The following is a 25734-nucleotide window of genomic DNA, read 5'->3' as shown; positions in this document are numbered from 1 at the left end:
CCCTAAAGAGGATAGCTCTAGTTAGATTATTTGATATTCTATCAATTATTTAAAAACAGAGTTTAGTCTGTCAACCTCTGAATTTATTTTTTGTTGTAGACTTTCTGAGGCTTTAACTAAAGGTAATCTAAGGTGATTTTTAATAATGCCTTTATGTGCTAAAACAGCTTTGATACCAACAGGATTACCCTCAGCAAAAATAAGGCGCGTGATTTCCACCAGTTGATTATGGATAGCATAAGCCTCTTTTACTTTGTCATTTTTTGCGAGTTTTATCATCTCAGAAAATTCTTTAGGGTAGGCTTGTCCAATTACTGAGATTACTCCATCACCTCCAGCGAGTGTTACAGGAAGAGTGTACTCGTCATCACCAGACATTAGTGAGAAATTTGTAGGCTTTTTTCTTAAAATATCAAAGTACTGCGTAAGATTAGGAGCCGCTTCTTTTATCATAAATAGGTTAGAGAACTCCTTAGCCAATCGTAGTGTAGTTTCGGCTTCTATATTTTGCCCTGTTCTTCCTGGGACATTATAAATAATGATGTTTTTACCTGTTTCTGCTAAAGCCTTATAATGCTGATAAAGTCCTTCTTGGTTAGGTTTATTATAGTAAGGAGAAACTGATAAAATAGCCTCAAAATCATCAAGATTAGTTTGTTCGATTTCTTTTTTTACTGCTAAAGTATTGTTGCTGCCAATACCTAGAACTAAAGGGAGTCTTTTATTGTTAACTTTAACAATGTGTTGTATAACAGCTTCTTTTTCTTCATTAGAAAGGGTGGCAGTTTCTGCAGTTGTACCAAGAACTACAAAAAAATCTGTTCCGTTAGTTATGTTGTATTCTATGAGCTTTGTAAGAGCATCAAAATCGATAGATAAATCTTCGTTAAAAGGAGTTACTAAAGCAACCCCTAGACCTGATAAATTTTTCATTTCCGTTTCTTATTCTAAAATTTAGAAGACCAAAATTAAGTTTTTTTTTGATATAAACAGAAGATTATTTCGTTTTGTACTATCCTGGAGTTATAAATAAAGCCTGCTTTTTCTGTGTTCGAGAGATGAAATTTGTTTTGTTACTCTGTAATTTATGATATTACTCAGAGTAGTTAATTATTTCATAAATATATTGTAACTTAGCCACCTCAATTTTATTGAGTTAAATAAATGTTAACTCGTTGTGCATTTTAAATAATACTGATTTTTAGATGATTTAATTTTCTTTGGAAGATAAATTTATTGATATATTGAATAACCGTTGCGGCGGTTATTTTACTGATTATCCTTGTTTTAAAGCCTTCAAAAGTTTTAGCATAGTTTCTTTTAATCATAAATTGGTCGCAAAGTTGAGAGAAAAATGTCTCAATTCGTTTTCGCTTTTTCTTGTACAATGAAAATTGAGGAATATAATCTTTCTGATTACTTCTCATTGGTGTATCTAATTTAATATTAGCATAGTTAAATAAATCTATTTGAACTTTTGCTGATAAATAGCCTCTATCTCCAATTAAAGTACAGTTTCGCATTTGCTCACCAATATCTTTTAAATAGTGGATGTCGTGAACGGATGCAGGGCTTATATCAAAATTCTTAATCACACCATTTAAAGAACATACTGCGTGTAGTTTATAGCCATAGAAATATAATTTCTGTGAAGCACAATAACCATATGTTGGTGAAGAATAGGATTGCTCTTTACAAATTTTTGAACGAGTAGAACGAGCATTTTCACAAACTTTCATTGGCATGCTATCAACGATAAAAATATCTTCAAACTCATTGAACTCCATCGAAATACGCTGTCTAATTTGCTCTGTTTGTAGGGATAGTCTTCGTTTTCGCTTATTGTAAACACTTCTTTCAATTTTGTTTATCAGAGAGTTTGGCAATTTTCTAAATAACTGTAATTCGCTATCAATACTCAAGTATTCAGCAGTAATATTAAGACTTATGACTTCTAAATCGCTCATTTTAGGTGTTCTTCTCTGATAACTAATCAGTTGATTTTCTGAAAAAAGTCCTAAAACTTCCAAAATTCTTTCATATATTTGCTCTATGTTGTTCATTTATATCGTTTTATAGCAAAAACAATATACTGATTTTCAGTCTAATAAACAACTCTTGTTTTTTTCATTTCATAATGCACAACGGGTAAATGTTAATTTTTTTATAATATTGATTTTTAATAAAATACAATGAAAAACTATTCAGTACTAAAGGTTGCACCCGCTTTTCTGTTGGCAGGGGCAATGCTACAAGCACAAAAGGTAGATTCTGCCAAAACCAAAAGTATAGATGAGGTAGTGCTTATAGGTTACGGAAAGAAGAAAAAATCAGATCTTACAGGGTCTGTAACATCTATTTCTTCTAAAGATTTTAATGATGGTATGTTATCTTCTCCAGAACAGCTTATTCAAGGTAAAGCGGCAGGTGTACAGATTACAACTAATGGCGGTGCTCCTGGTAGTGGCTCTACAATTAGAGTAAGAAGTGGAGCGTCTCTTAATGCATCTAATGACCCACTTATCGTTATAGACGGAATGCCATTAGATACCAAAGGTATTGATGGAGCGGCTAATCCACTAGCCCTTATTAACCCTAATGATATAGAGTCTTTTAACATTCTTAAAGACGCTTCTGCAGCAGCTATCTATGGTAATAGAGCTTCTAATGGGGTTATCATCATTACCACTAAGAAAGGAACTAGAGGAAAACTTAGAGTAGGCTATAATTCCACAACATCTGTTTCTCAAAGATTTGGAACGGTGAATATGATGGATGCTAACGAATTCAGAACTTTAGTAAAGGATAAAGCATCGGCGGATTATATTTCTAAATTAGGTAATGCAAATACCAACTGGCAAGAAGCTTTTTATCAATTAGCGACAGGCTTTGATAATAATTTAACGTTATCTGGAGGGATTGGTAAAGTGCCATTTAGACTATCTTTAGGATACCTTAACCAAGATGGTATTATTAGAACTAATAATATAGAAAGAAGCACCGCAGGTTTAAACTTAAATCCAAAATTATTTAATAATCATTTGGATATTAATTTTAACTTAAAAGGGACTTATGTAGAAAATAGGTTTACTGATGGAGAGGCCATCAATGCGGCTATTGCGTTTGATCCAACACAAAACATTTATGATGCTTCTAATCAGGCGATGGGCGGTTATTGGGAATGGATGGACAATGGAATACCTAACCAAAATGCAACGAGAAACCCTCTTTCTATGCTCTATCAAAGGAGAGATGTTTCTTATGTAAAAAGACTCTTGGGGAATGTTCAGTTTGACTATAAATTTCATTTCTTACCAGAGCTCAGAGCTAACTTAAATTTAGGTCTAGACCTATCTAACTCTAACGGAACAGTTACTACTTTACCTACATTAGCATCATCATACTTCCAAAAAGGAACGAACAGAAACTATGAACAGGAAAAGAAAAATAGGCTTTTAGAATTTTATTTAAATTATTCCAAAAAACTACCTTCTATAGACTCTGATATTGATGTAATGGCGGGGTATTCTTACCAAAAATGGAATGAAACTAAACCTTTTGCACCTACAATCTACGGAGATGGAACTAAAGACCCTGCGAGTGGTGTAGATTTCTTTACGCAAAACTTATTACTTTCTTACTATACTAGATTAAATTATACATTTAAAAATAGATACTTACTAACGGCTTCTGTGCGTAGAGATGGTTCTTCTAGGTTTAATAGTAATAATAGATGGGGCTATTTTCCATCCGTATCATTAGCTTGGAGAATTGATCAAGAGAACTTCCTTAAAGGTAACACTACAATCTCTACTTTTAAACTGAGAGGAGGTTGGGGGGTAACAGGTCAACAGGATATTTCAGGCGATTATCCTTATTTGGCAGTATATAGTATCTCTAACTCTGGAGCTAATTATCTTTTTGGAGGTGTACCTTACACTCTTTATCGTCCAGAAGGCTATGACCCAAACATTAGATGGGAAACTACAAGAACTACCAATATAGGATTAGACTTTGGTGTTTTGAAAGATAGATTACTATTTAATGTAGATGCTTACAAGAGATATACAGTAGATTTACTAAGTGAGGCTCCAACCCCAGGAGGTGCTAACTTTACCAATTTACTTTTATCAAACATAGGAAATATGGAATCTAAAGGGCTTGAAATTGGTGCATTGTGGAAGGCTATTCAAAACGAAAATTTCTCTTGGGATATTTCTGCTAATGCAACATTCCAAGATGCTAAAATTACCAATTTAGCAGCTAATGAAGGAGCTGGTCAAAGAGTGCTTGTAGGTGGTATATCAGGCATTACAGGTGGTTTGATACAAACACATTCTGTAGGTTATAAACCAAATTCTTTCTATGTTTATCAGCAGAAATATGATGCTAGTGGAAGACCAATAGAAGGCGATTATGTAGATAGAAACGGAGATGGCATTATAAACGAGCAAGATTTGTATGAATACCAATCGTCTATGCCAAAAGCTCTATTTGCATTTACATCTAGAATGACCTATAAAAATTGGGATATGGGATTTGCACTTAGAGCTAGTTTAGGTAACTATGTTTACAATAATGCCAATGCTAGATACGGAAATCTACAAAACATAGGAACTAACGGCTATCTTCAAAATCTTACAAGAGACTATCTTAATACAGGGTTTACGACATCTCAATATTTTTCAGATTATTATGTAGAAGATGCTTCATTCTTAAGAATGGATAATATCAATATAGGCTATAATTTCCCTCAGTTTATAGGAAATGCAAGACTGAGAGTGAATGCCTCTGTAAACAATGTTTTTGTGATTACCAAGTATAGCGGGGTAGACCCAGAGGTTTTCAATGGTATTGATAACAATTTCTACCAAAGACCTCGTGTGTATTCATTAGGTTTCAACCTTCAGTTTTAATTAAAAGTTATACAAGTTAAAAATTTAAAATAATGAACTTAAAATATTTAAAAATAGGAATAGCTGCTTTAGCATTTAATTTCTCTCTTACTTCGTGTGAAAGAGATTTGGATCAAGTGCATAGTAGTGATGTTACCTCTGTAAGCGTTTACTCAGATTTTGCCAATTACAAAAATGTCTTAGCGAAATGTTATGCTGGGTTAGCAATAAGTGGACAAGAAGGTGGTGATGGTAAGGCAGATATTAAAGGTATCAATAGTGGTATGTCTAACTATTTAAGACAGTATTTCCAACTACAAGAGTTACCTACTGACGAAGCGGTGATAGCATGGAGAGATCCCAATTTACCAGAAATGAATACTATGATTTGGGGTTCTGATAACCAGTTTGTTACAGCAATGTATTATCGTATTATGTATCAAGTAACACTTACCAGTGAATTTATTAGAGAAATGTCTGACGATAAACTATCGTCTCGTGGTATTACAGGAGTTCAGGCTGAAGAAGCTAGACTTTTCAGAAATGAAGCTCGTTTTTTAAGAGCACTGAGTTATGCACACGCCGTAGATTTATTTGGTAATATTCCTTTTGTAAATGAAAATACAGAAATAGGTTTAACGCCTCCTGCGAGAATAGAAAGGAAAGCTTTATTCCAATATGTAGAAAAAGAATTAAAAGACTTAGAAGGATTATTAAAAGCGCCAAGAGCTAACGAATACGGGAGAGCAGATAGAGCTGCTGTATGGATGCTGCTTGCTAAACTTTACCTTAATGCAGAAGTTTATACAGGAGAAAAAAGATATACAGAAGCAGCTGATTATGCAGAAAAGGTAGCAACGGCAGGGTATAGCTTAAAAGGAAATTACGAGGAACTTTTCTTAGCAGATAATCATTTGGATAATAATGAGGTAGTATTTTCTATCAATTACGATGGTATTAGCTCTCGTACTTATGGAGGTACAACATATCTTATTCATGCTGCTGTAGGAGGAAAGATGACGGCTTCTAATTTTGGTATCAACGGTGGTTGGGGAGGACTTAGAGCTACTAAAAATTTAGTAGAAAAATTCCCGAATGCTTTAGGAGATATAGACAAAAGAGGTAGATTTTTTACCAATGGGCAGAATTATGAAATTAACGATATAGCTTCATTTACAGATGGTTATGCGTTCATTAAGTTTAAAAATATAGATAGAGCAGGTAAAGCAGGTTCTGATGTTTCAGGAACTTTTACAGATACAGATTTCCCTCTATTCCGTTTAGCAGATGCTTATCTTATGTATGCAGAAGCAGTATTGAGAGGAGGTTCTGGAGACCTTAGCAAAGCTCTTACTTATGTAAATAAAATTAGAGAAAGAGCCTATGGCAATACTAATGGAAATATTACTGCATCACAATTAACTTTAGACTTCATCTTAGACGAAAGAGCTAGAGAGTTAGCTTGGGAAGGTACAAGAAGAACCGATTTAATTCGTTTCGGTAAATTTACTTCTGGTGCTTATCTATGGCCTTGGAAAGGAGGTGTTAAAGATGGTACTGCAGTAAGTGACACTAGAAACCTCTATCCAATTCCATCAAGAGATTTGATAGCTAACCCTAACTTGGTTCAGAACCCTGGTTACTAGTATAATTATAACCTAAATATAGCAAAAGTGTTGCCTAAAACAACACTTTTGCCGTTTAATTCAACTATATATAAATATCAGTTATGAAGAAAAGAAATATCGCCATAGCATTCTTAGGACTTTCTTTCGGAGTCTTGTCTGCACAGAGCCTAAAATCGCCTGATGGCAAGTTTGAAATGAATTTCAAACTAGAGAACGGAGTTCCGTATTATAGCCTTAGTTATGAAGGTAATCCTGTATTAGAGCCGTCAAAATTAGGTTTTGAAGTTTTTAAGAAATCAACTTATAACTATAAAGACATCAGCAATCAAGAGAGCTTAAACTTGAGTTCTGGCTTTGTAAAGATAGATGAAAAAAGAGATTCTAAAAATGAAGACTGGCAACCTGTTCTAGGTGAAAAAAAGTTCTATAAAAATCATTATAATGAACTTGCGATTACTTTAAATCAAAAGGAACAGAATAAGAATATCGTTGTTAAATTCAGGCTTTTTAACGATGGTTTAGGTTTCCGTTATGAATTTCCACAACAAGAAAATCTCAACTATTTTATCATAAAAGAAGAGCTTACCGAGTTTGATTTCCCTACGGATATGAAGGCTTGGTGGTTAGCTGGAGATTATGATACGCAAGAGTATGTTTATCAGACGAGTAATGTTTCCGAAATACCAGCTAAATGGGCTGCTGCTGTGGAAGACAATGTTTCGCAAAGTCCTATCAAAAACGGAGTTCAGACACCGCTAATGCTTAAAAGAGAAGGTAAGAAGCCGCTCTATATTAACTTGGCAGAAGCTGCTGTGATAGATTATCCTGCGTCTAACTTAGATGTAAGTGCTAAAGATTACAAATTTACAATTCATCTTACGCCTGATGCACAAGGAGCAAAAGGCTATATTCAAACTTCTGCGGTTACACCTTGGAGAACCATCATTGCATCACCAAAGGCAGAGGAAGTTTTAGCTTCTAAAATGTTATTCAATCTTAATGAGCCTACCAAGTACAAAGATACTTCTTGGATTAAACCTACTAAATACATGGGCGTATGGTGGGAAATGATTATAGGTAAATCTCAGTGGGCGTACTCTACGGCAGACAATGTAAAAATAGGAGAAACCGATTTCACGAAACTAACACCTAACGGAAAACACGCTGCTAATAACGAAAAGGTAAAAAACTATATAGACTTTGCCTCTAAACACGGTTTTGATGCATTGTTAATTGAAGGTTGGAACATTGGTTGGGAAGACTGGTTTGGTAAATCGAAGGAATTTGTTTTTGATTTCGTTACGCCATATCCTGATTTTGATATAAAAATGCTTAACGATTATGCTCATAAAAAAGGAATTCGTTTAATGATGCATCACGAAACATCGGGAGCAGCAACTAACTACGAAAGGTGGGCAGATGAGGCATTTAAACTAATGAATAAATACGGATATACTGCTGTTAAAAGTGGTTATGTGGGCAATATTATTCCTAGAGGCGAACATCATTATAGCCAATGGATGATTAACCATTACAACCGTGTCGCAGAAAAAGCTGCGAATTACAAAATTATGGTTAACTCTCACGAGTCTGTAAGACCTTCTGGACTTAATAGAACTTATCCTAACTGGGTAGCTGCTGAAGCTGCTAGAGGTACTGAATACGAAGTTTTTGGAGGTAACCCACCAGAACACCAGACCATATTGCCGTTTACGAGATTTATGGGTGGTCCAATGGACTATACACCAGGGATTTTCCAAACTAAAATGAACTATTATTTCCCTAACGATACTAGATTTGTTAAAACTACTTTAGCAAAACAGTTAGGGCTTTATGTTGTGATGTATTCGCCTTTACAGATGGCTGCGGATTTACCAGAAAACTACGAGAAACATTTAGATGCGTTTCAGTTTATAAAAGATGTTGCTGTGGATTGGGACGATACTAAAATCCTAGCTGCCGAACCAGGAGATTACATTCATACTGCTAGAAAGGCTAAGGGAAAAGAAGAATGGTTTGTGGGTGGTATCACAGACGAAAATGCTAGAGATTTTGTGGTAGATTTATCATTCCTTGATAAAGGTAGAAAATATGAAGCAACTATCTACGAAGATGGTAAAGATGCTGATTATGTTAATAATCCACAATCGTATCATATTTACAAAAAGGTAGTAACTAGCAAGTCTAAAATTCCTGTTAAAATGGCAAGAAGTGGAGGATACGCTATTTCTATCAAACCTGTAAAATAAATTTAATGATTTATTCAATTTTAAAGACTGTCTTTTTGAGGCAGTCTTTTGTTTTTATACTGATTTTAAGAGTGAAAATCCGATTTATATATTTTTTGTATTTTTGGGGGATGAGGTCTTTAGTGAGAGTTCACTTTCTACTGATTAACTAAGAATTTATTATAAAAAACGATGAGAAAGTTAAATTTTGCTTTACTATTGCTACTGGTTTGGACTAGTGTTTTTGGGAACAATTCGCCTTTGTGGTTGAGAAATATTGCCATTTCTCCTGATGGAAAAAAAATTGCGTTTACCTATATGGGAGACATTTATGCAGTCTCTACGGAGGGTGGTTCTGCAGTAAGGCTTACTACACATCCAGCTTACGATTCAGACCCTGTATGGTCTCCTGATGGGAAATTTATTGCGTTTAGTAGTGATAGAGAAAATGGGTTTCAACGAATTTTTATTATGCCTTCTCAAGGTGGAGAGGCAAAGCAAGTTACCTTCCATTCTCAGGCAGCATTGCCATTAGCTTTCTCTAAAGATGGGAAAAATATTATCTATTCGGCTAATCTCCAAAATAGCCCTCAGAATGTTATTTTTCCATCGGCTTCCATACAGTTATATCAAATTTCTATTGATGGAGGACAGCCAAAGCGAATTTTCAACTCTTCTACTAAGTCTATTAGCTTGACTTCCAACGGAGAGGCGATGTATTATGAAAATATTAAAGGCAACGAAAATCAGTGGCGTAAACATCATACCTCTTCCGTTACGAGAGATATATGGAGATACGATTTTAAGTCTAAAAAGCACACTCAAATTATCAATTGGAAGGGAGAAGACCGAAATCCTGTATTGAGTTCAGACGGGAAAACTTTATATTTCCTTAGTGAAAGAGCGGGTAATTTTAATGTGTTTAAAACTTCTGTTGCACAGCCTTCTAAGATAGAACAGGTTACTTTTCATAAAGATTTTCCAGTACGTTATTTATCTGTAGCGAATAACGGCTATATAGCTTACAGTTATGATGGCGAAATTTATTTATCCAAACCGATGGGCAAACCTCAGAAGGTAAATGTAAATATCATTAGTGATGTTTCTAATCAGCAGAGTAAATTTATGGCATTCAGTTCGGGGGCAACTTCATCTTCGGTTTCTCCAGACGGTAAGCAGATAGCAATGGTAATCAGAGGAGAAGTTTTTGTAAATTCTACCGACTATAATACAACTAAACAAATCACTAAAACGGCAGCTGCAGAGCAAGGTGTAAGTTTTTCAGCAGATGGGAGAAGTCTTGTTTATGCCAGTTATAGAGATGGATATTGGGATTTGTACAAAGCAAGTATTCAAAGAAAAGAAGATCCTAACTTTTCTAATGCAACTCTAATTACCGAAGAAAAACTCATTCCTAGTGATAATTCAGAGAAAATGTATCCTCAATATTCGCCTGATGGTAAAGAGGTAGCTTTTGTTCAGAACCGAACGCATATTGCTATTTACAATTTTGAAACTAAAAAAATCAGAAAAATTACAGACCCTAAGTATCAAACAGAGAGAAATGGATATATCAATTACGAGTGGTCACCTGATGGGAAATGGCTTGTAGTACAGTATATTGCGAGGGATAGGGTACCTTATTCTGATATAGGTATCATAAGTACAGAAGGTGGTAAGGAGATTGTGAATATTACAGACTCTGGTTATTTTGATACCAATCCTCGTTGGGCGTTAGATGGTAATGCTATTATTTGGAAATCTGAACGCTACGGAATGCGTAATCATGCTTCTTGGGGTTCTATGAGCGACCAAATGATCGTGTTTCTCAATAGAGAAGCCTACGACAAATACCGTATGAACAAAGAGGAATACGAACTTTTAACTGAGGCTGAAAAGAATGAAAAGAAATCCGAAACGGAAGATGCTAAAGATGGCAAAGACGATAAAAAAGAAACGCCTAAGAAAGATAAAAAATCTAAAGATATCAATATAGAATGGGAGAATCTATCCGAACGAGTGGTAAGACTTACACCAAATTCTTCGGAGCTTGGCGATGCCATTATTAGTAAGGACGGAAAGAAACTCTATTATCTAGCTTCTTTTGAAAAAGGGTTTGATTTATGGGTACACGATTTAAGAGAAAGGTCAACAAAACTATTGTCTAAACTCAATGGTTCGTCGGCTTATTTAGATGCAAGTAAAGATGGTAAGAAAATATTTTTACTGAGTGGACAAAAAGCTAAACTTTTAGAATTGCCATCAGAAAAGATAAAAGACCTTAGTTTTTCAGCAGATATGAAGTTGGATTTAACTAAGGAGAGAGAGTTTATGTTTGATATGGTGAAAAGAGAACTCAAAGAGCGTTTTTATGTTAAAGATATGCACGGAGTTAATTGGGAAAAACTCACAGAGCAATACCGAAAATATCTTCCGTATATCAATAACAACTACGATTTTTCAGAAATGCTTAGTGAGCTTTTAGGAGAGCTTAATGTATCACATACAGGTTCTAGGTATCGTTCTCCGTCATTAAGTCAAGAGGCTACGGCGGAGCTAGGTGTATTTGTCACTCCACAGGATAATGGGCTTTTGATAGAAGAAATACCTGTGAATAGTCCGTTTGATAACTATCGTTCTAAAGCTAAGCAAGGGCATATTATTGAAAAGATAGATGGGGAAGCTATTACATCTAAAGTAGACTATTATCAGTATTTGGAAGGTAAAGCAGGAAAGAAGATTTTAATTTCTCTTTATAATCCTAAAGATGGAACACGCTGGGACGAAGAAATAAAAGGGATAAATGCGTGGAGATGGAACGAAATCCTTTATCAAAGATGGATTAAGCAAAGAGCCGCAGATGTAGAAAAATGGTCTGGCGGAAGGTTAGGCTATGTGCATATTCGTTCTATGGGAGATGATAGTTTCCGTGAGGTGTATTCTGATGTTTTAGGGAAATATAATAATAAAGAAGGTGTCGTAATAGATATTAGAAATAATGGAGGTGGGCGTTTGCACGAGGATATAGAGGTTTTCTTTAGTGCTAAAAAATACCTTACTCAGAAAGTTCAAGGTAAGAAGTATGGAGTAATGCCTAGCCGCCGTTGGACGAAACCTTCTATTATGGTAATTAACGAAGCAGACTATTCTAATGCACATGGTACGCCGTGGGTTTATAAGCACTTAAAACTGGGTAAGTTGGTAGGAGCACCAGTTCCAGGAACAATGACTTCAGTTAATTGGGTTACCTTGCAAGATTCAACATTAAATTTTGGAATTCCTGTCGTAGGCTATGAAAAAGAAGATGGTACTTATCTAGAAAACTTTGAGCTTCAGCCAGATGTAGAGGTTTATTTAGATCAAGAAAAAGCCAATCAAGGCGAGGATAATCAGCTTAAACGAGCGGTAGAAGAACTACTGAAAGATTTGTAATAACTCGTTGTGCATTTTAAATAATACTGATTTTTAGATGATTTAATTTTCTTTGGAAGATAAATTTATTGATATATTGAATAACCGTTGCGGCGGTTATTTTACTGATTATCCTTGTTTTAAAGCCTTCAAAAGTTTTAGCATAGTTTCTTTTAATCATAAATTGGTCGCAAAGTTGAGAGAAAAATGTCTCAATTCGTTTTCGCTTTTTCTTGTACAATGAAAATTGAGGAATATAATCTTTCTGATTACTTCTCATTGGTGTATCTAATTTAATATTAGCATAGTTAAATAAATCTATTTGAACTTTTGCTGATAAATAGCCTCTATCTCCAATTAAAGTACAGTTTCGCATTTGCTCACCAATATCTTTTAAATAGTGGATGTCGTGAACGGATGCAGGGCTTATATCAAAATTCTTAATCACACCATTTAAAGAACATACTGCGTGTAGTTTATAGCCATAGAAATATAATTTCTGTGAAGCACAATAACCATATGTTGGTGAAGAATAGGATTGCTCTTTACAAATTTTTGAACGAGTAGAACGAGCATTTTCACAAACTTTCATTGGCATGCTATCAACGATAAAAATATCTTCAAACTCATTGAACTCCATCGAAATACGCTGTCTAATTTGCTCTGTTTGTAGGGATAGTCTTCGTTTTCGCTTATTGTAAACACTTCTTTCAATTTTGTTTATCAGAGAGTTTGGCAATTTTCTAAATAACTGTAATTCGCTATCAATACTCAAGTATTCAGCAGTAATATTAAGACTTATGACTTCTAAATCGCTCATTTTAGGTGTTCTTCTCTGATAACTAATCAGTTGATTTTCTGAAAAAAGTCCTAAAACTTCCAAAATTCTTTCATATATTTGCTCTATGTTGTTCATTTATATCGTTTTATAGCAAAAACTCGTTGTGCATTTTAAATAATACTGATTTTCAGTCTAATAAACAACTCTTGTTTTTTTCATTTCATAATGCACAACGGGTTATTCTTCTATTATATAAATATTCAAATTTTTCATCTTTATCATCAAAAAAATACGGATTATTTATAAAAAACCATAACTTAACTGATTTACTCATTTCATTAAGCCAATGATAAAGTTCGTTTCTCTCTAAAAATATGTTTTGATTTGTCTCTTCTAAATGAAAAATTTCAGTAAAAATATTTTTTTGGTAGGCTTTGAAATCTTTGGATACCATATTTTTATTAGAAAAGTAGAGCAACCAAAAAGCTTTTAAAAAGGTATCATCATTTAACTCATTATCTTTGTTTTTCCCTAGCCATTTATATACATCCAACCACGATTTATTAACCCTCTGTCTACATTGAGTTTTTAGTTTTTCAGTTGTATGAAGTTTAGATATTAAATATAGGATTCTATTCTTGAAGTGTTCAAGTCCTGTTAATTGCTTACCTCTAAAGTTTAAAGTTTCAAATACCATAGAAATATCCAGATTGTAGATGCCTTCACTAATAATTAAGGACCGAAAATAATAACTTATTAGTAATCTTCTCAACAAGCTGCAAGCATTCCTCTTCTGATACCCCCTCTACTTTATCCTTGAAGTAAATTTTAGCCCTTAATAGATTTTGTGTATACAATGTTTCAGGTTCATTCACAATCATTTGACTATCTTCGAAAATAACTCCTATGAGATATTCATGAGAGGGAACATCAACGTCATATCCAAATAAATATTTATTCACTGAATTCTCACTTACCTTGAAGAAAATATTTATAATATCATTTATTAATTTGTCATTAGAATAATTTTCATTTAATTTTTTAATCAATTCAGACAAAAGGATTAGCAAGGTAGTAATTCTTTGTTGTCCATCAACTAGGTGATAAGGTTTGAAATACTTATTTCCAATTTTGACAAAATCATTTTCAACATTATAACCAGGTGCCTCTCGCTGAATTCGTTCATAATCCTTTTGTTGAAAATTATTTATAGTTAAAATTCCAGTAAAATGAAAATTTCCTAAATGCAAGTGAATATTTTTCAAATCTGACCATAATTGTTCTAATTGTTCATTTCCCCATGAATATCCCCTCTGATAATCAGGTATTCTAAAAACTTTAGAATCAAAAACTTGTTTAAATGTTAAAATGTTTGACATATAAGCTAGTATTACTGTGGTATGGGTTTTCACATAACGGTTAGGGTATTGCCGAAGGCAGGGCTTATTGGCACCTAACTTCAACTAAAACACCATACTTCAAAGATAAACAAAAGTTTCTAAAAAAAACAATTACCCCCGCTTGCGGCAATACCTTGTTAGCTACAGGCTATTTACTTTTCTTTATTATTTCGTTTAATTTTTTATTAGTTTTCTCAAAATCGTATCCATTATCAGAATGAAAAATCCAAATAGAATTACTGTCTCTGTAGTCAATGAATAAAATTCTAGTGTTTTCATATCCAATTGTCAAACAATTTGAAAGTTCCGTTAGAGTAAATTGTTGTTCCTTCTTACTTTTCGATGTTTCATCTATAATTCCCATCAATGAACTTACGAAACCTTTTAATTGTCTTATAATCAAATAAGATTTTCCATCTATGTTTATTTTTTCGCAAAGCTCGTTTAAGTCATAAAGTTTGAAATTGTCCTCGTTTTCAAAGATTGAAATTTCAGAATTAAAGTTGTTACCTGTTAAATAGTCAAAATAGGCTGTCGGAATTTCAATTTTCGCTTTATCAAGAATTGAGATTAGTTGCTTCGTTGTTTTTTTCTTTTTTTCAACAATAATGTTTGGGGCAACTGTGTGCGTAGCCTCTGCTTCCCATTTAACAGTATCAAACTTAAACATTCTTGAACATTTAGGACAATGTATGAACATAAATATCATTTTTTTCAAGACTGCTGATTGCAAAAAATTAAAATCGTATTCATTTAATTCTTTGGTTTCGGATATCTTTCCACAGTCCCAATAATATGGGCAAATAATTTCTTTCATTATGCGGTCTGTTCAACTTGCAGCTAACGGAAAAAGCATTTTGCGATTAAATATTACTAAACTCGTTGTGCATTTTAAATAATACTGATTTTTAGATGATTTAATTTTCTTTGGAAGATAAATTTATTGATATATTGAATAACCGTTGCGGCGGTTATTTTACTGATTATCCTTGTTTTAAAGCCTTCAAAAGTTTTAGCATAGTTTCTTTTAATCATAAATTGGTCGCAAAGTTGAGAGAAAAATGTCTCAATTCGTTTTCGCTTTTTCTTGTACAATGAAAATTGAGGAATATAATCTTTCTGATTACTTCTCATTGGTGTATCTAATTTAATATTAGCATAGTTAAATAAATCTATTTGAACTTTTGCTGATAAATAGCCTCTATCTCCAATTAAAGTACAGTTTCGCATTTGCTCACCAATATCTTTTAAATAGTGGATGTCGTGAACGGATGCAGGGCTTATATCAAAATTCTTAATCACACCATTTAAAGAACATACTGCGTGTAGTTTATAGCCATAGAAATATAATTTCTGTGAAGCACAATAACCATATGTTGGTGAAGAATAGGATTGCTCTTTACAAATTTTTGAACGAGTAGAACGAGCGTTTTCACAAACTTTCATTGGCATGCTATCAACGATAAAAATATCTTCAAACTCATTGAACTCCATCGAAATACGCTGTCTAATTTGCTCTGTTTGTAGGGATAGTCTTCGTTTTCGCTTATTGTAAACACTTCTTTCAATTTTGTTTATCAGAGAGTTTGGCAATTTTCTAAATAACTGTAATTCGCTATCAATACTCAAGTATTCAGCAGTAATATTAAGACTTATGACTTCTAAATCGCTCATTTTAGGTGTTCTTCTCTGATAACTAATCAGTTGATTTTCTGAAAAAAGTCCTAAAACTTCCAAAATTCTTTCATATATTTGCTCTATGTTGTTCATTTATACCGTTTTATAGCAAAAACAATATACTGATTTTCAGTCTAATAAACAACTCTTGTTTTTTTCATTTCATAATGCACAACGGGTTATTACTAAATTTTCTATTATTCCCTAAACTCTGCCTTTTGCAAATACTATGTTAGCTGCTGGTGTTATTTTCACCATTCAATTGTCTTTTAAATATTTATCCACCTTGTAACAGTTCTGATTTATAGGAAAGTAATTATTTTGTTTTTAATTTTTTTTGTAACTCTTTTTGATGTTCCAAAGTCAATGAAACCACCGTCATTTCCAAAATCTATTTGTTGGGTATTCAAATAGAAATTATTTGTGTCATAGAAAATATAAATATCAAAAGTATTCCGAAACCTTCCTACATATCTAAAGTGTCGATACTGTTCGTCTCTTTCAAGTTCGTTAAGCTTGAATTCTGTAATTATTTTGTTTATTATTTGATTTTTTTTATCAATTGAAAAATCAGATTTTATAAATGTCAACTCGTAAGTTTTTGGAATTCTCCAAAATCCATAAAGTCCTAACAATATTAAAAGTCCACTAAGAACGTAGATGCCCCAAACTGGCATTATATTTTTTGTTGTTACCTTCTTAGGGTCATACCATTCTGTGAAATTCAGTAGATAAAGAAAATATAGGCCAACTCCGATTACTGAAATAGAGATGAAATAATTCCAATACTTGTCAAACGAGTTTGTCTTTTTAAATTTATTTGTAAACTCTTCGTATGTCATATTTGTCTATTGATAATTTTCCTTTCAATTCAAACATCTTTCGTTTAGGGCGTTTCTTACACTTGCAGCTAATGTTTTGCCGCTTGGCGATGGTGGGGCATTTGGAAAATGTCAGCCCAACCTTAGCAAAAAAGCTAAATAGAATTACCAATGTTGAATTTACAACTGTCTGCCCCCCTATTGCCAAACCGATGTTAGCTGATGTTTTTTTCATTTTCAATAAGTTCGTCCAAGCTATTGAATACATATCTGTCATTTATCTCAAGACCGAACTCTCCAAGTTGAAATTTTTTCAAACACAAATCGTTTTCTACAATGAGTAGTTCGTCAGTCAATGGTGTATTGACTTGTCCGCCATTCACTTCAATTGCCGAACAAACTAAAAAATGTGATGTCGTCCGAAATTCAATTTCTTGTGGTACAAAATAGTTTCCCCAAAGTGATTTTGTCCAATAAATTTCTGTCTTAGTTATTTGCTGTCCCACTATTTCAGAAGGATAAAAAATAGGTTTTTTATCTTCAACATTTTCAAAATCAGTTGTTTTCCCAGCTATGATATTTAGTCCATTGTAACTTTTACCAAAGAACAAGTTTCCCAAACAATACGTCTCGCTGGAAATTTTTAGTTCAATTGCATTCAAAAGGCTTTTTCCGTATTCATTTGGTTGTTCTGTAAAGTCAATGTCATCTTCGTTCAAGTAAAAAACAATTTGTTCGATTTTTTGTCCAACCATAGTCTGGCAAGTCTTAAATAACTTGTCATATTCATTTGTTTCTTCTGTTGTCCAAGGTTCTATCATAAAATATCCGCTAACGGCTCGGCGGCTTTGCGAAGTTTCATCTGGAAGCTCTGCTTCCGAGAGGGAATTTTGCAAAACCGCTTGATGTGCGAAGTTCGCGAAGCGACGAGCTCATCAGGCGGTGTAAGCCGCCGAGCCGATGTAGCGAAATCCGCTTCGCTCCTTTCGCTACATCGGTCCGGGTATTGCCGAAGGCGGGGCTTCTCAGCACCTAACTCCAACTGAAATACCATACTTCAAAGATAAACAAAAGTTTCTAAAAAAACAATTACCCCCGCCTGCGGCAATACCTTGTTGGCGGTAGTTTTTATATTCCATCTGCATAGCCTAGATTATCACATTTAAAATTTTCTGGTATTTCTACTTGTATAAACTTTTCATTATTCAAGTCTATTTCCCAAAGTCTGTAAATTTTTGTAAGTGTTTCTTTAGAATTGTCTTCATATTCAATTATATAATTTTTTTCAAGCTGATTTTCTATTAATTTTATACGAATATTAGAATGACATTTTTTTGGAAAATTACTTGTAACAATAAGTTCATCTTTTATTTCAAAATTTGCTTTTCCTTGCTCATAGTAATTTATGAATTTTCCAATAACTACTTTATTTTTCCCATTATGACAATTGTCAACGTTTAAAGAATATATCGTAACTGCATATTTTTGACTTTCAAGAACTACTTCTAAACATGTGTAAAATTTATACTTCTGTAATTCTTGTGTTGTTTTTCCAATTAAAACATTATCCAAACTGTCTTTTTTTATCTTTTGAGAGGCTTTGGTTTTTTCATTTATGTTTTTTGAAATTTGAAGTGATTTTTGTCCTGTTTCAATTGTTTGTGCTCGTTTAACTGCTTCTTTGTTTTTGGGTTCTCCTTTTTTTTCATTTTGACAACTCAAAATTGTCAAAAGTAAAAGAGTCAATATTGTAAGTGATTTATTCATTTCAATTTAATCTTTAAATTCTGCTCCTGACATAAATGCCAATGACAAAAGAATATAAACGAAAATTATAAATAAAATAGGAATAGAAATAGCAAAAGAAATCACTGAATATTTTCTATCATATTTTGATTTCATTATTTTTTTTACTAAAAAATCAATCCCGTACCAAGAAATGACTAAAAGTGGAATAAATAAAATTATAAAAAATATTATCATATTTTTTTTAATATTTCGTTGTTTCGTTTTGATAACAGTCGGTCATAAAATTACCGCTAACGGTTCTCGGCTTGGCGATGTGGCGGATTTTAGCACAAAAGTTCAATAGAATTACTGCTATTGAACCTTGCACAAATGTTTCATCGAAGCACTTCAGCCGCCATATTGCCAAACCGATGTTAGCGGTTTGTGATTTTTATCGTCATTGTTTTATTTGTTCAATTTTGTTAAGTGTTTCGGTCAGTTCGTCTGGTTTGTTTGTCCCGATAAGTAGTTTCGTATTGTTTGAAAATTCAAGTTGTAAACCTTTGTCTCCCGAAACATTAAACGCTGTTCCCTTTCCAAAAAGTCCAAGGCTTAAGCCCCAACCACCATATTCAGTTAATGGAGAGTATTGTCTAACGTATGATTTTGTTAAACTGTCCCAAGAGTAATATTTGAATTTTAGGTGGAATGGAAAGAAACGAACATAAATTCCGTCTTTTTTAATAGTTGTGTCAAGTCGAAGATTTACAAATAAAAATGTAAAAGCAATAGTTAGCCCTGTCGCAATTAAAAGTTCTGCATTGCTCATAGGTTTGTCACCAAATTGTTGTCCACCGATAACTTGTTTAAAGAAATAGTCCATTAACTCCTAATAGAATTAACCATAACCACCATTTTTTAAATCTTTGTCTTTCCGTAAATAATATTTCATTGTTCATTGTCTGTTTATGTTTTTACTTTCGGTTTGCGGTCGTCCTACCATAACCGCTAACGGCTCGGCGGCTTTGCGAACTTTCCTCTGGAAGTTCTGCTTCCGAGAGAGGGAATTTTGCAAAGCCGCTTGATGTGAGAAGTTCGCGAAGCGACGAGCCCATCAAGCGGTGTAAGCCGCCGAGCCGATGTGGCGAAATCCGCTTCGCTCCTTTCGCCACATCGGGAAAAGTATTTGCGAAGGGCGGAATAAATTGGACTATTCGTTCAATTTCAACCAACCGAAGCGGATGCTTTTTCCGTATTGCTAAGTTAAGAAAAAAAGTAATACGGAAAAGCAGAAGCGGATAAATATTACCAAACTTTCAATCCTACACTTACCCCCGCCTTTTGCAAATACTATGTTGTCTGCAGTAATTCTCAATCATAATGAAATCTGCACTTTGCTATTAATATTTGGTCGTCCTCAAATTTATAAATCAGTCTATGCTCATCATCAATTCTTCTTGACCAAAAACCGGAATATTTATGCTTTAGAGGTTCAGGCTTGCCAATGCCCTCAAATGGATTTCTTGAAATGTCTTTGAGTAGATCATTAATTCTCTTTAGTTTCTTCTTATCAATTTTTTGCCAGTATAAATAATCCTCCCAAGATTCGTCTACAAAAACATATTTCATCACTCTTCAATTAATTCTTTTTGAAAAGAAGAACCTTTTTTAAGTTTTTCAATAGCAGTATCAAGTCTCATTTCGTTTTTCTTTGATGAGAGTTCATGATTCGTTGCCATTAAAGAATTATACTCGTCTAAAGACATCACGACAATGCCTGAATCCTTTCCTCGATTGATGATTAAGGTTTCAAAGTTTTTCGTCACTCGGTCGAAATAACTTTTAATGTCTTTCCTAAAATCTGATACACTTGCTACAAACATGATTTAATATTTTGTACAAATATACGTACAAATTTTTAATAAAATTGGATTCAGCGTAATAATTGGTAAATTATTGCAGACAACGGAATAAGTATTTGTGAAGGGCGGGCTAAATTGAACGAATAGTTCAATTTCGACCAACCGTAGCAGATGCTTTTTCAATGAAACTAAATTAATCAAAATAGTTGAATTGAAAAGCATATGCGGCTAAATATTTCTGCTTTTCAATTCGACACCTTTACCCAGTCTTTTGCAAATACTATGTTACCTGCAGGTTTTCTTATATTCCTGTCTATAAATTCTCATATTTAGTGCAGTCCAAATTTTCCCATTTATTTCTCTTTGTACTGATTCATTCGGATTAATTATAAAACCGGCTTTTTCATAAGATTTTATGGCAGGTATATTCCAATCGAATACATTTAATTCGGCAAATTCTTTTTCCGAATTTTCAAAGCCGTAATCCAGTAGTTTTTCGGTTAATAATTTTCCATAGCCTTTTCCACGATTTTCTTTATTGATTAAAATTCGTCCTAAAGCAAGTGAATTTTCTTTGAAATAAATTTCGGCGTGTCCAATTATTTCATCTTTATTTTTTACTGAAAATGTAAATCGATTTTTATCTTCTAAAGATTCCAGGATTTGTAATTTTGTTAGGGGAAAAGTAAATTTCGGACCGGCAAATTGCATCAAATCTTCAGCATTATCAATCCACGAAATTAATTTTTCAATATTTTCTTTCTTAAATTTTTGAATTTCAATCATAGCACGAACTGTTTACATAAACTTGCAGGTAACGGCTCGGCGGCTTTGCGAAGTTTCCTCTGGAAGCTCTGCTTCCGTGAGGGAATTTTGCAAAACCGCTTGATGTGCGAAGTTCGCGAAGCGACGAGCTCATCAGGCGGTGTAAGCCGCCGAGCCGATGTAGCGAAATCCGCTTCGCTCCTTTCGCTACATCGGACGGCTCAGGTATTGCCGAAGGCGGGGCTTATTAGCACCTAACTTCAACTAAAACACCATACTTCAAAGATAGACAAAAGTTTCGGAAATGCAAACCAGCCCCGCTTGCGGCAATACCTTGTTATCAGCTGGCGTTTTTGTCAGGCGTTACATCCATAATTTTATTAGTGCTAAAAGGCTCATTATTAAAGTCAATCCACCAATAACCCAAATGGAAATTTTGATTGTCTTTTGATTGTCGGCAAGTAATTGTGTCTGTTTGTTGGTTTCGTTTTCTATAACTTGTCTTAATTCCTTTGTGTTTTTCATAAACTCAATTTCAAAAATCTGCTTGATTTGGTTTCTCTCGTTCTCAATCAGTTTTTTGATTTCCGATTTGTTATCATCAAGTTTAATTTTAATTGTGCTTTCAAGATCTTTGTAAAAGTCCTTGTTTTCTTTTCGGATTATGTCGGTTTTGCCTTCAATAAGTTTGGCAAGTTCAGTTTTATTTTGCTTATTGGCGGTTTCAATTTCTGCTAAACTTTTGACAACTTTTTCCTGTTGAACTTTTTGAAATTCATTTATTTTGTCAAGCGTATTGCTATTTTCTTCAAATGTCTTGATGATTTGATTGTAAGTTTCGATAAGTTGCTGTAACTTCTTGTAAGCAGCTGAAACATCTTTGAGTTGCTCAACTTCTTGGTTGAAACTTTCAAGCGTTTGATTAAATTTTTGCAAGTTGCTCATATAACTTTCTATTAAGGGTTTTCATTTTTTTTAATTTTTCTGCGTAAACATCATTTAGCAAATATGCCAAATCGTAGTATTCAGCAAGTCCTTCCAACATTTCAGGATAATATCTTGAAATGGATTGGCTCAATTCCATTTTTTGTTCTTCGGTCAAATGCTTTCCTAAAACTTTTAAGCGGTTCAAAAAGTCTTCTTGTTGTTCTTGGGTAAAGGTTTCTTTAACATTTGATAAAGTACTTTCAAAGCGTTCTTTTCCGTCACTATCTTCATATTCATCCAATGCTAAACGCACAAAACCGCTCACAAAATTTAGTCCAACACTATTGCGGTAACTTTCCAAAAATCGGCTAATGCTGTCTTTTAGTTTTTCAAATTCCGTTTTGTTTGGAAATTGATTGTTAGATGTCAAAACTTCAAACCATCGTTCGTAATCCTTTTGATTTTCTGCAATGTGTTGAAAAACAAAAGTCGTTTCTGAAAAAATGAAATAACTGTCAATGCGTCGCTTAAAACTTTCACTATTTTCAAATTCCGAACACCAATCGGAAAGCGTTTTAAGTGATTGTTTTCGGCTGTATGCAATATTTTCAAAAGTCCAATTCAGTAAATACCAAACTGCTTTTTCTAAAACGGAGTTTTGAGGAACATTTTGTAAATCTTTTTTTACATCGGTGTTGGGTTCATATTTTGTAATGTAGTCGGAAATATTTTTGATAATATGATTTTCATTAAGCGACTTAAATTGAACTTCAAAATGGTCAATGAAATTGGTCGTCCAATCGGAAATTATACCTAATAAACTCAAACGATAAATCGCCTTTTGCAAAACATCACTTTTTATTTTGAGTTTTGAATATGCATCATTCCAAAAAATTCTGACTTTTGATTTTTCTTTGAAATAATTTTTGATTATACCTAAAATAATTTCAAAATCTTTTTCGATATCGTTTTGTCCTTGAACGAAAAGAAAAACTTGCTTGAAAATATCTCTACCACCAAAACCAACTTCATCGCTGATTGCTTTCATTTCTGAAAAAGTTGTATCTTTATGGAAAAGTCGTTCAACTCTCTCTTGGTCGTGTGTTTCGGGCGAATGTAAAACATAACATTTCCCTATTTTATTTTTGTTTTCTTTTTTTCGCTTATCCCAACGACCTGCTCTTCCTGCTTCTTGGTATAGTGCTTCTACAGAACTTGGCAAACCATAATGAAAAGTATAAAAAATATTTTGCTTGTCAATACCCATTCCAAAGGCTTTTGTAGCAACTAAAAGTTGATACTTGTTTTCTTTGAAATCTTTTTGAACTTTCTGTTTGTGTTTATTGAACTCGTCACGGTTCATTATAGGTTCTGTTCTTATTTTTTTTCCTGCTTTTTCATCGTAAACATCTCGTTTGGGAATATCGCCCGAAAACCAACTAACTTTATTTTGGTAAAGCGTGTTTAATATGTTTGAAACTTGATAGCAACCATAAGCACCGTTTACATTTGGCGTAAAAACTAAACCTGCTTTTTCGGTTGTTTCAATAAAATTTTCTGTGTTTTTAAGTTCTTCAATAAGGTTTTGTAACTGTTGCCTTTTATTTCCCTTATCATTAATCACTTCAAATTGTAATTCTTTTCGGCTGTAATCCAAAAGTGATTTTATATTTTCATCTTCCAAACGCTGTTTCTGTCTTGAAAACTCAATTTTAATGTCTTTCAAAACATTAACGGAAGCCGTTGCCGTTAAACCAATAAATTTGATTTTGCCTTCTCCGTTTTCATCTTTCGGACTTAATTTGTCAATGGTTTTGGCTAAATTCAGATACGAAGTTCTGAAATCGTGCCCCCATTCTGAAAGGCAATGCACTTCGTCCACAACTGCGTAAGCGATAGAAAAATTAGCGACAAGGGCATTTATTTTTTCTCTGAAACTTGGAATTTGAAATTTTTCAGGCGAAATCCAAACAAATAAATATCGCCCTTGTTCAAAATTGGTTTCTATTTCTCGTCTTTCGTCCTTCTCCAAATCGCTTGTAATGAAACTTACATTTGTTACAAGTGTTTTAACCAAATTATCGTTTTGGTCATACATCAGCGATTTGATTGGACAAACTACAAAGTTTATACTTGGTTGTAATAAACACGGAAGTTGATAGCACAAAGATTTTCCGCCACCTGTTGGCAAAAGTCCGATTGTATCTTTTCTGTTTAATGCGTTTGAAATGATAGGAAATTGTCCTTCTCTAAAGCTTGGTTTGTCAAAAATGTTATCAAGAAAAAACTCTAAAATTGTTTTGTCTTCGTCTGTTATATTGTAGTTGATTAGTTCGGTTGTGCTAACTCTGAAATAATTTTTGTCTTTTACAATGTCAAAATAATCTGTACGGACAAAAATCACATCTTCGTTGATTTTATTTTCGTCCGTATAGCGTTTGAATAGCGAAAAGTCAATATTTATGGCTTGGGTTATTGGCTGAAATTTTGTTTTATCATTCGTTATTGCAATGTTGAAATTTGGCTTTTTGAGTTCTTGTTTGTTTTTAAGTTGCCAAAGTTTATCAATCCAAATGATTAGATCTTTTATTGCCAATTCAGCAAAATCGGGTAAATCTTCATGAGCTAAAATATTGAAATTCCAATCTTCGTCAAATGTTAAATACTTATGAGTAAGCAACTCAATGAGTAAAATTTGAAAACGGATTATTGCCGTAGGCAATAATTTCGTTTTAATTTCTTCTTCTCTCAGCCTATTTTCTTCTATTTTTCTACAAGCGTTTTTATAGAAATCCAGAAGTTTATCGTAACGTTCAAGATATTTTAAAATCGTTTCAACTTTTTCCGTATAAGTTCCGTTTTGCAATTCTCTTGTAGTAATTCTTATAGTCGTAATTCCTTTGCTTGCTAAATAGTTATCTCTTGTGTTATCCGAAACTCTTGTAACTTCATCAATCTTGTGCTGCTGTCCGTCAATTTCAATTACGAGTTTTGCTTGTGGTAAATAAAAATCTACTTGTTGATTGATGAAATTTTTGTCATCTTCACCTGTTATCTCGTTGATTTCAATTTCGGGAATAAGCAAAGACTGAATAAAAGAAAAATCGCCAAATTCATTAGGAATTATTCGTTCAAAAAAGTCCTTTGCTGGATAATGATTATTGTCTTTATCTCCTTTTATTGTGTCGTTCCAAATTGGTGTCTGGTTTGTGGCAAACAAAAAACGTTCTTCAAAGTTGTCAAGTTTATGAATTTCGCCTAATTGCGATTGTAGATATTTTGAAAGAGTTGTTGGGAAACCACGTTGTAAAATATTCTTTACGACATATAAAGTCTGTAACAACTCAGCATTTGTCTGATTTGTTACAAGGTTTTGAATTACAAAATTCGGATTAGTATATGTGTAGTTTGCCGTGTATTTTTTCATTTAATTTATCTACTGTTTAGTTTTGTCGGTGCGGTTGAGTACGCTTGCTGATAACGGTCAGGGTATTACCGAAGGCTGGGACTTCTCGGCACCTAACTTCAACTAAAATACCATACTTCAAAGGTAAACAAATTTTTCTAAAAAAGCAATTAACCCCGCTTGCGGCAATACCATGTTGGTGGCA

Annotated in this window: 20 protein-coding genes; 4 read left to right on the top strand and 16 right to left on the bottom strand. The window is 33.5% G+C overall.

The genetic code is table 11. The annotated features are described in order from the left end of the window. Nucleotides 1-45: 45 nt before the first annotated feature. Complete coding sequence (dapA, locus tag VIX88_RS12365) at nt 46-933, bottom strand: 4-hydroxy-tetrahydrodipicolinate synthase (RefSeq protein WP_064970896.1); 888 nt, start codon at nt 931-933, stop codon at nt 46-48. A gap of 251 nt (nt 934-1184) precedes the next feature. Further along, complete coding sequence (locus VIX88_RS12360) at nt 1185-2063, bottom strand: IS982-like element ISRa1 family transposase (RefSeq protein ID WP_127919822.1); 879 nt, start codon at nt 2061-2063, stop codon at nt 1185-1187. A 129-nt stretch (nt 2064-2192) separates the two neighbouring features. Here VIX88_RS12360 and VIX88_RS12355 point away from each other — a divergent pair, with 129 nt between their 5' ends. The 4 genes from VIX88_RS12355 (at nt 2193) to VIX88_RS12340 (ending at nt 12183) form a co-directional block, all read left to right on the top strand. Then, complete coding sequence (locus VIX88_RS12355) at nt 2193-4916, top strand: SusC/RagA family TonB-linked outer membrane protein (protein WP_004918055.1); 2724 nt, start codon at nt 2193-2195, stop codon at nt 4914-4916. A gap of 32 nt (nt 4917-4948) precedes the next feature. Further along, on the top strand, nt 4949-6541 hold the full coding sequence (locus VIX88_RS12350) for a RagB/SusD family nutrient uptake outer membrane protein (RefSeq protein WP_064971079.1): 1593 nt from the start codon (nt 4949-4951) through the stop codon (nt 6539-6541). Between the two features lie 83 nt (nt 6542-6624). Beyond that, the gene (locus tag VIX88_RS12345; protein ID WP_222535110.1) at nt 6625-8772 is read left to right on the top strand and encodes a glycoside hydrolase family 97 protein; all 2148 of its coding nucleotides are present in this window, start codon (nt 6625-6627) and stop codon (nt 8770-8772) included. A 171-nt stretch (nt 8773-8943) separates the two neighbouring features. Next, a complete protein-coding gene (locus VIX88_RS12340; RefSeq protein WP_214193916.1) occupies nt 8944-12183 on the top strand; it encodes a S41 family peptidase in 3240 nt (1079 codons plus the stop codon). A 16-nt stretch (nt 12184-12199) separates the two neighbouring features. On the opposite strand, the gene VIX88_RS12335 is transcribed toward VIX88_RS12340, so the two are convergent. The 14 genes from VIX88_RS12335 to VIX88_RS12270 all read right to left on the bottom strand — a co-directional run bounded on the left by VIX88_RS12335 (nt 12200) and on the right by VIX88_RS12270 (nt 25550). After that, complete coding sequence (locus VIX88_RS12335; RefSeq protein WP_127919822.1) at nt 12200-13078, bottom strand: IS982-like element ISRa1 family transposase; 879 nt, start codon at nt 13076-13078, stop codon at nt 12200-12202. An 85-nt stretch (nt 13079-13163) separates the two neighbouring features. Further along, nucleotides 13164-13640, bottom strand: a complete 477-nt coding sequence (locus VIX88_RS12330; protein WP_154212805.1) for a hypothetical protein — start codon at nt 13638-13640, stop codon at nt 13164-13166. Nucleotides 13641-13668: 28 nt separating this feature from the next. Further along, a complete protein-coding gene (locus tag VIX88_RS12325; protein ID WP_153929474.1) occupies nt 13669-14322 on the bottom strand; it encodes a DUF262 domain-containing protein in 654 nt (217 codons plus the stop codon). A 169-nt stretch (nt 14323-14491) separates the two neighbouring features. Continuing rightward, complete coding sequence (locus VIX88_RS12320) at nt 14492-15160, bottom strand: hypothetical protein (protein WP_154212804.1); 669 nt, start codon at nt 15158-15160, stop codon at nt 14492-14494. Nucleotides 15161-15234: 74 nt separating this feature from the next. Beyond that, the gene (locus tag VIX88_RS12315; RefSeq protein ID WP_127919822.1) at nt 15235-16113 is read right to left on the bottom strand and encodes an IS982-like element ISRa1 family transposase; all 879 of its coding nucleotides are present in this window, start codon (nt 16111-16113) and stop codon (nt 15235-15237) included. Nucleotides 16114-16322: 209 nt separating this feature from the next. Beyond that, nucleotides 16323-16862, bottom strand: coding sequence for a hypothetical protein (locus tag VIX88_RS12310; protein ID WP_064969386.1), 540 nt, complete (start codon nt 16860-16862; stop codon nt 16323-16325). Nucleotides 16863-17056: 194 nt separating this feature from the next. Further along, a complete protein-coding gene (locus VIX88_RS12305) occupies nt 17057-17737 on the bottom strand; it encodes a hypothetical protein (RefSeq protein WP_127919961.1) in 681 nt (226 codons plus the stop codon). 232 nt (nt 17738-17969) lie between these two features. Continuing rightward, entirely contained in the window at nt 17970-18608 is a 639-nt protein-coding gene (locus tag VIX88_RS12300; protein WP_127919959.1) for a hypothetical protein, read from the bottom strand. A 418-nt stretch (nt 18609-19026) separates the two neighbouring features. Continuing rightward, nucleotides 19027-19452 carry a hypothetical protein gene (locus VIX88_RS12295; protein WP_064969382.1) on the bottom strand — a complete coding sequence of 142 codons (426 nt, stop codon included), beginning with the start codon at nt 19450-19452 and terminating at the stop codon, nt 19027-19029. A gap of 488 nt (nt 19453-19940) precedes the next feature. Continuing rightward, nucleotides 19941-20198: a Txe/YoeB family addiction module toxin gene (locus tag VIX88_RS12290; RefSeq protein ID WP_004917651.1), complete on the bottom strand. Its 258-nt coding sequence runs from the start codon at nt 20196-20198 to the stop codon at nt 19941-19943. After that, nucleotides 20198-20452 carry a type II toxin-antitoxin system Phd/YefM family antitoxin gene (locus VIX88_RS12285; protein ID WP_004917649.1) on the bottom strand — a complete coding sequence of 85 codons (255 nt, stop codon included), beginning with the start codon at nt 20450-20452 and terminating at the stop codon, nt 20198-20200. Before VIX88_RS12285 ends, VIX88_RS12290 begins: the two co-directional genes overlap by 1 nt. Nucleotides 20453-20716: 264 nt before the next feature. Next, entirely contained in the window at nt 20717-21217 is a 501-nt protein-coding gene (locus VIX88_RS12280) for a GNAT family N-acetyltransferase (RefSeq protein ID WP_214193913.1), read from the bottom strand. A 342-nt stretch (nt 21218-21559) separates the two neighbouring features. Further along, a complete protein-coding gene (locus tag VIX88_RS12275) occupies nt 21560-22141 on the bottom strand; it encodes a hypothetical protein (RefSeq protein ID WP_064969380.1) in 582 nt (193 codons plus the stop codon). Then, nucleotides 22119-25550 (bottom strand): DEAD/DEAH box helicase, encoded by a 3432-nt coding sequence (locus tag VIX88_RS12270; RefSeq protein ID WP_081276889.1) that lies wholly within the window; start codon nt 25548-25550, stop codon nt 22119-22121. Before VIX88_RS12270 ends, VIX88_RS12275 begins: the two co-directional genes overlap by 23 nt. Between the last annotated feature and the right edge of the window lie 184 nt (nt 25551-25734).

It is taken from the genome of Riemerella anatipestifer, assembly GCF_035666175.1.
GTDB classification, from domain to species: domain Bacteria; phylum Bacteroidota; class Bacteroidia; order Flavobacteriales; family Weeksellaceae; genus Riemerella; species Riemerella anatipestifer_D.
This window is presented reverse-complemented; position numbering and strand designations above follow the sequence as displayed.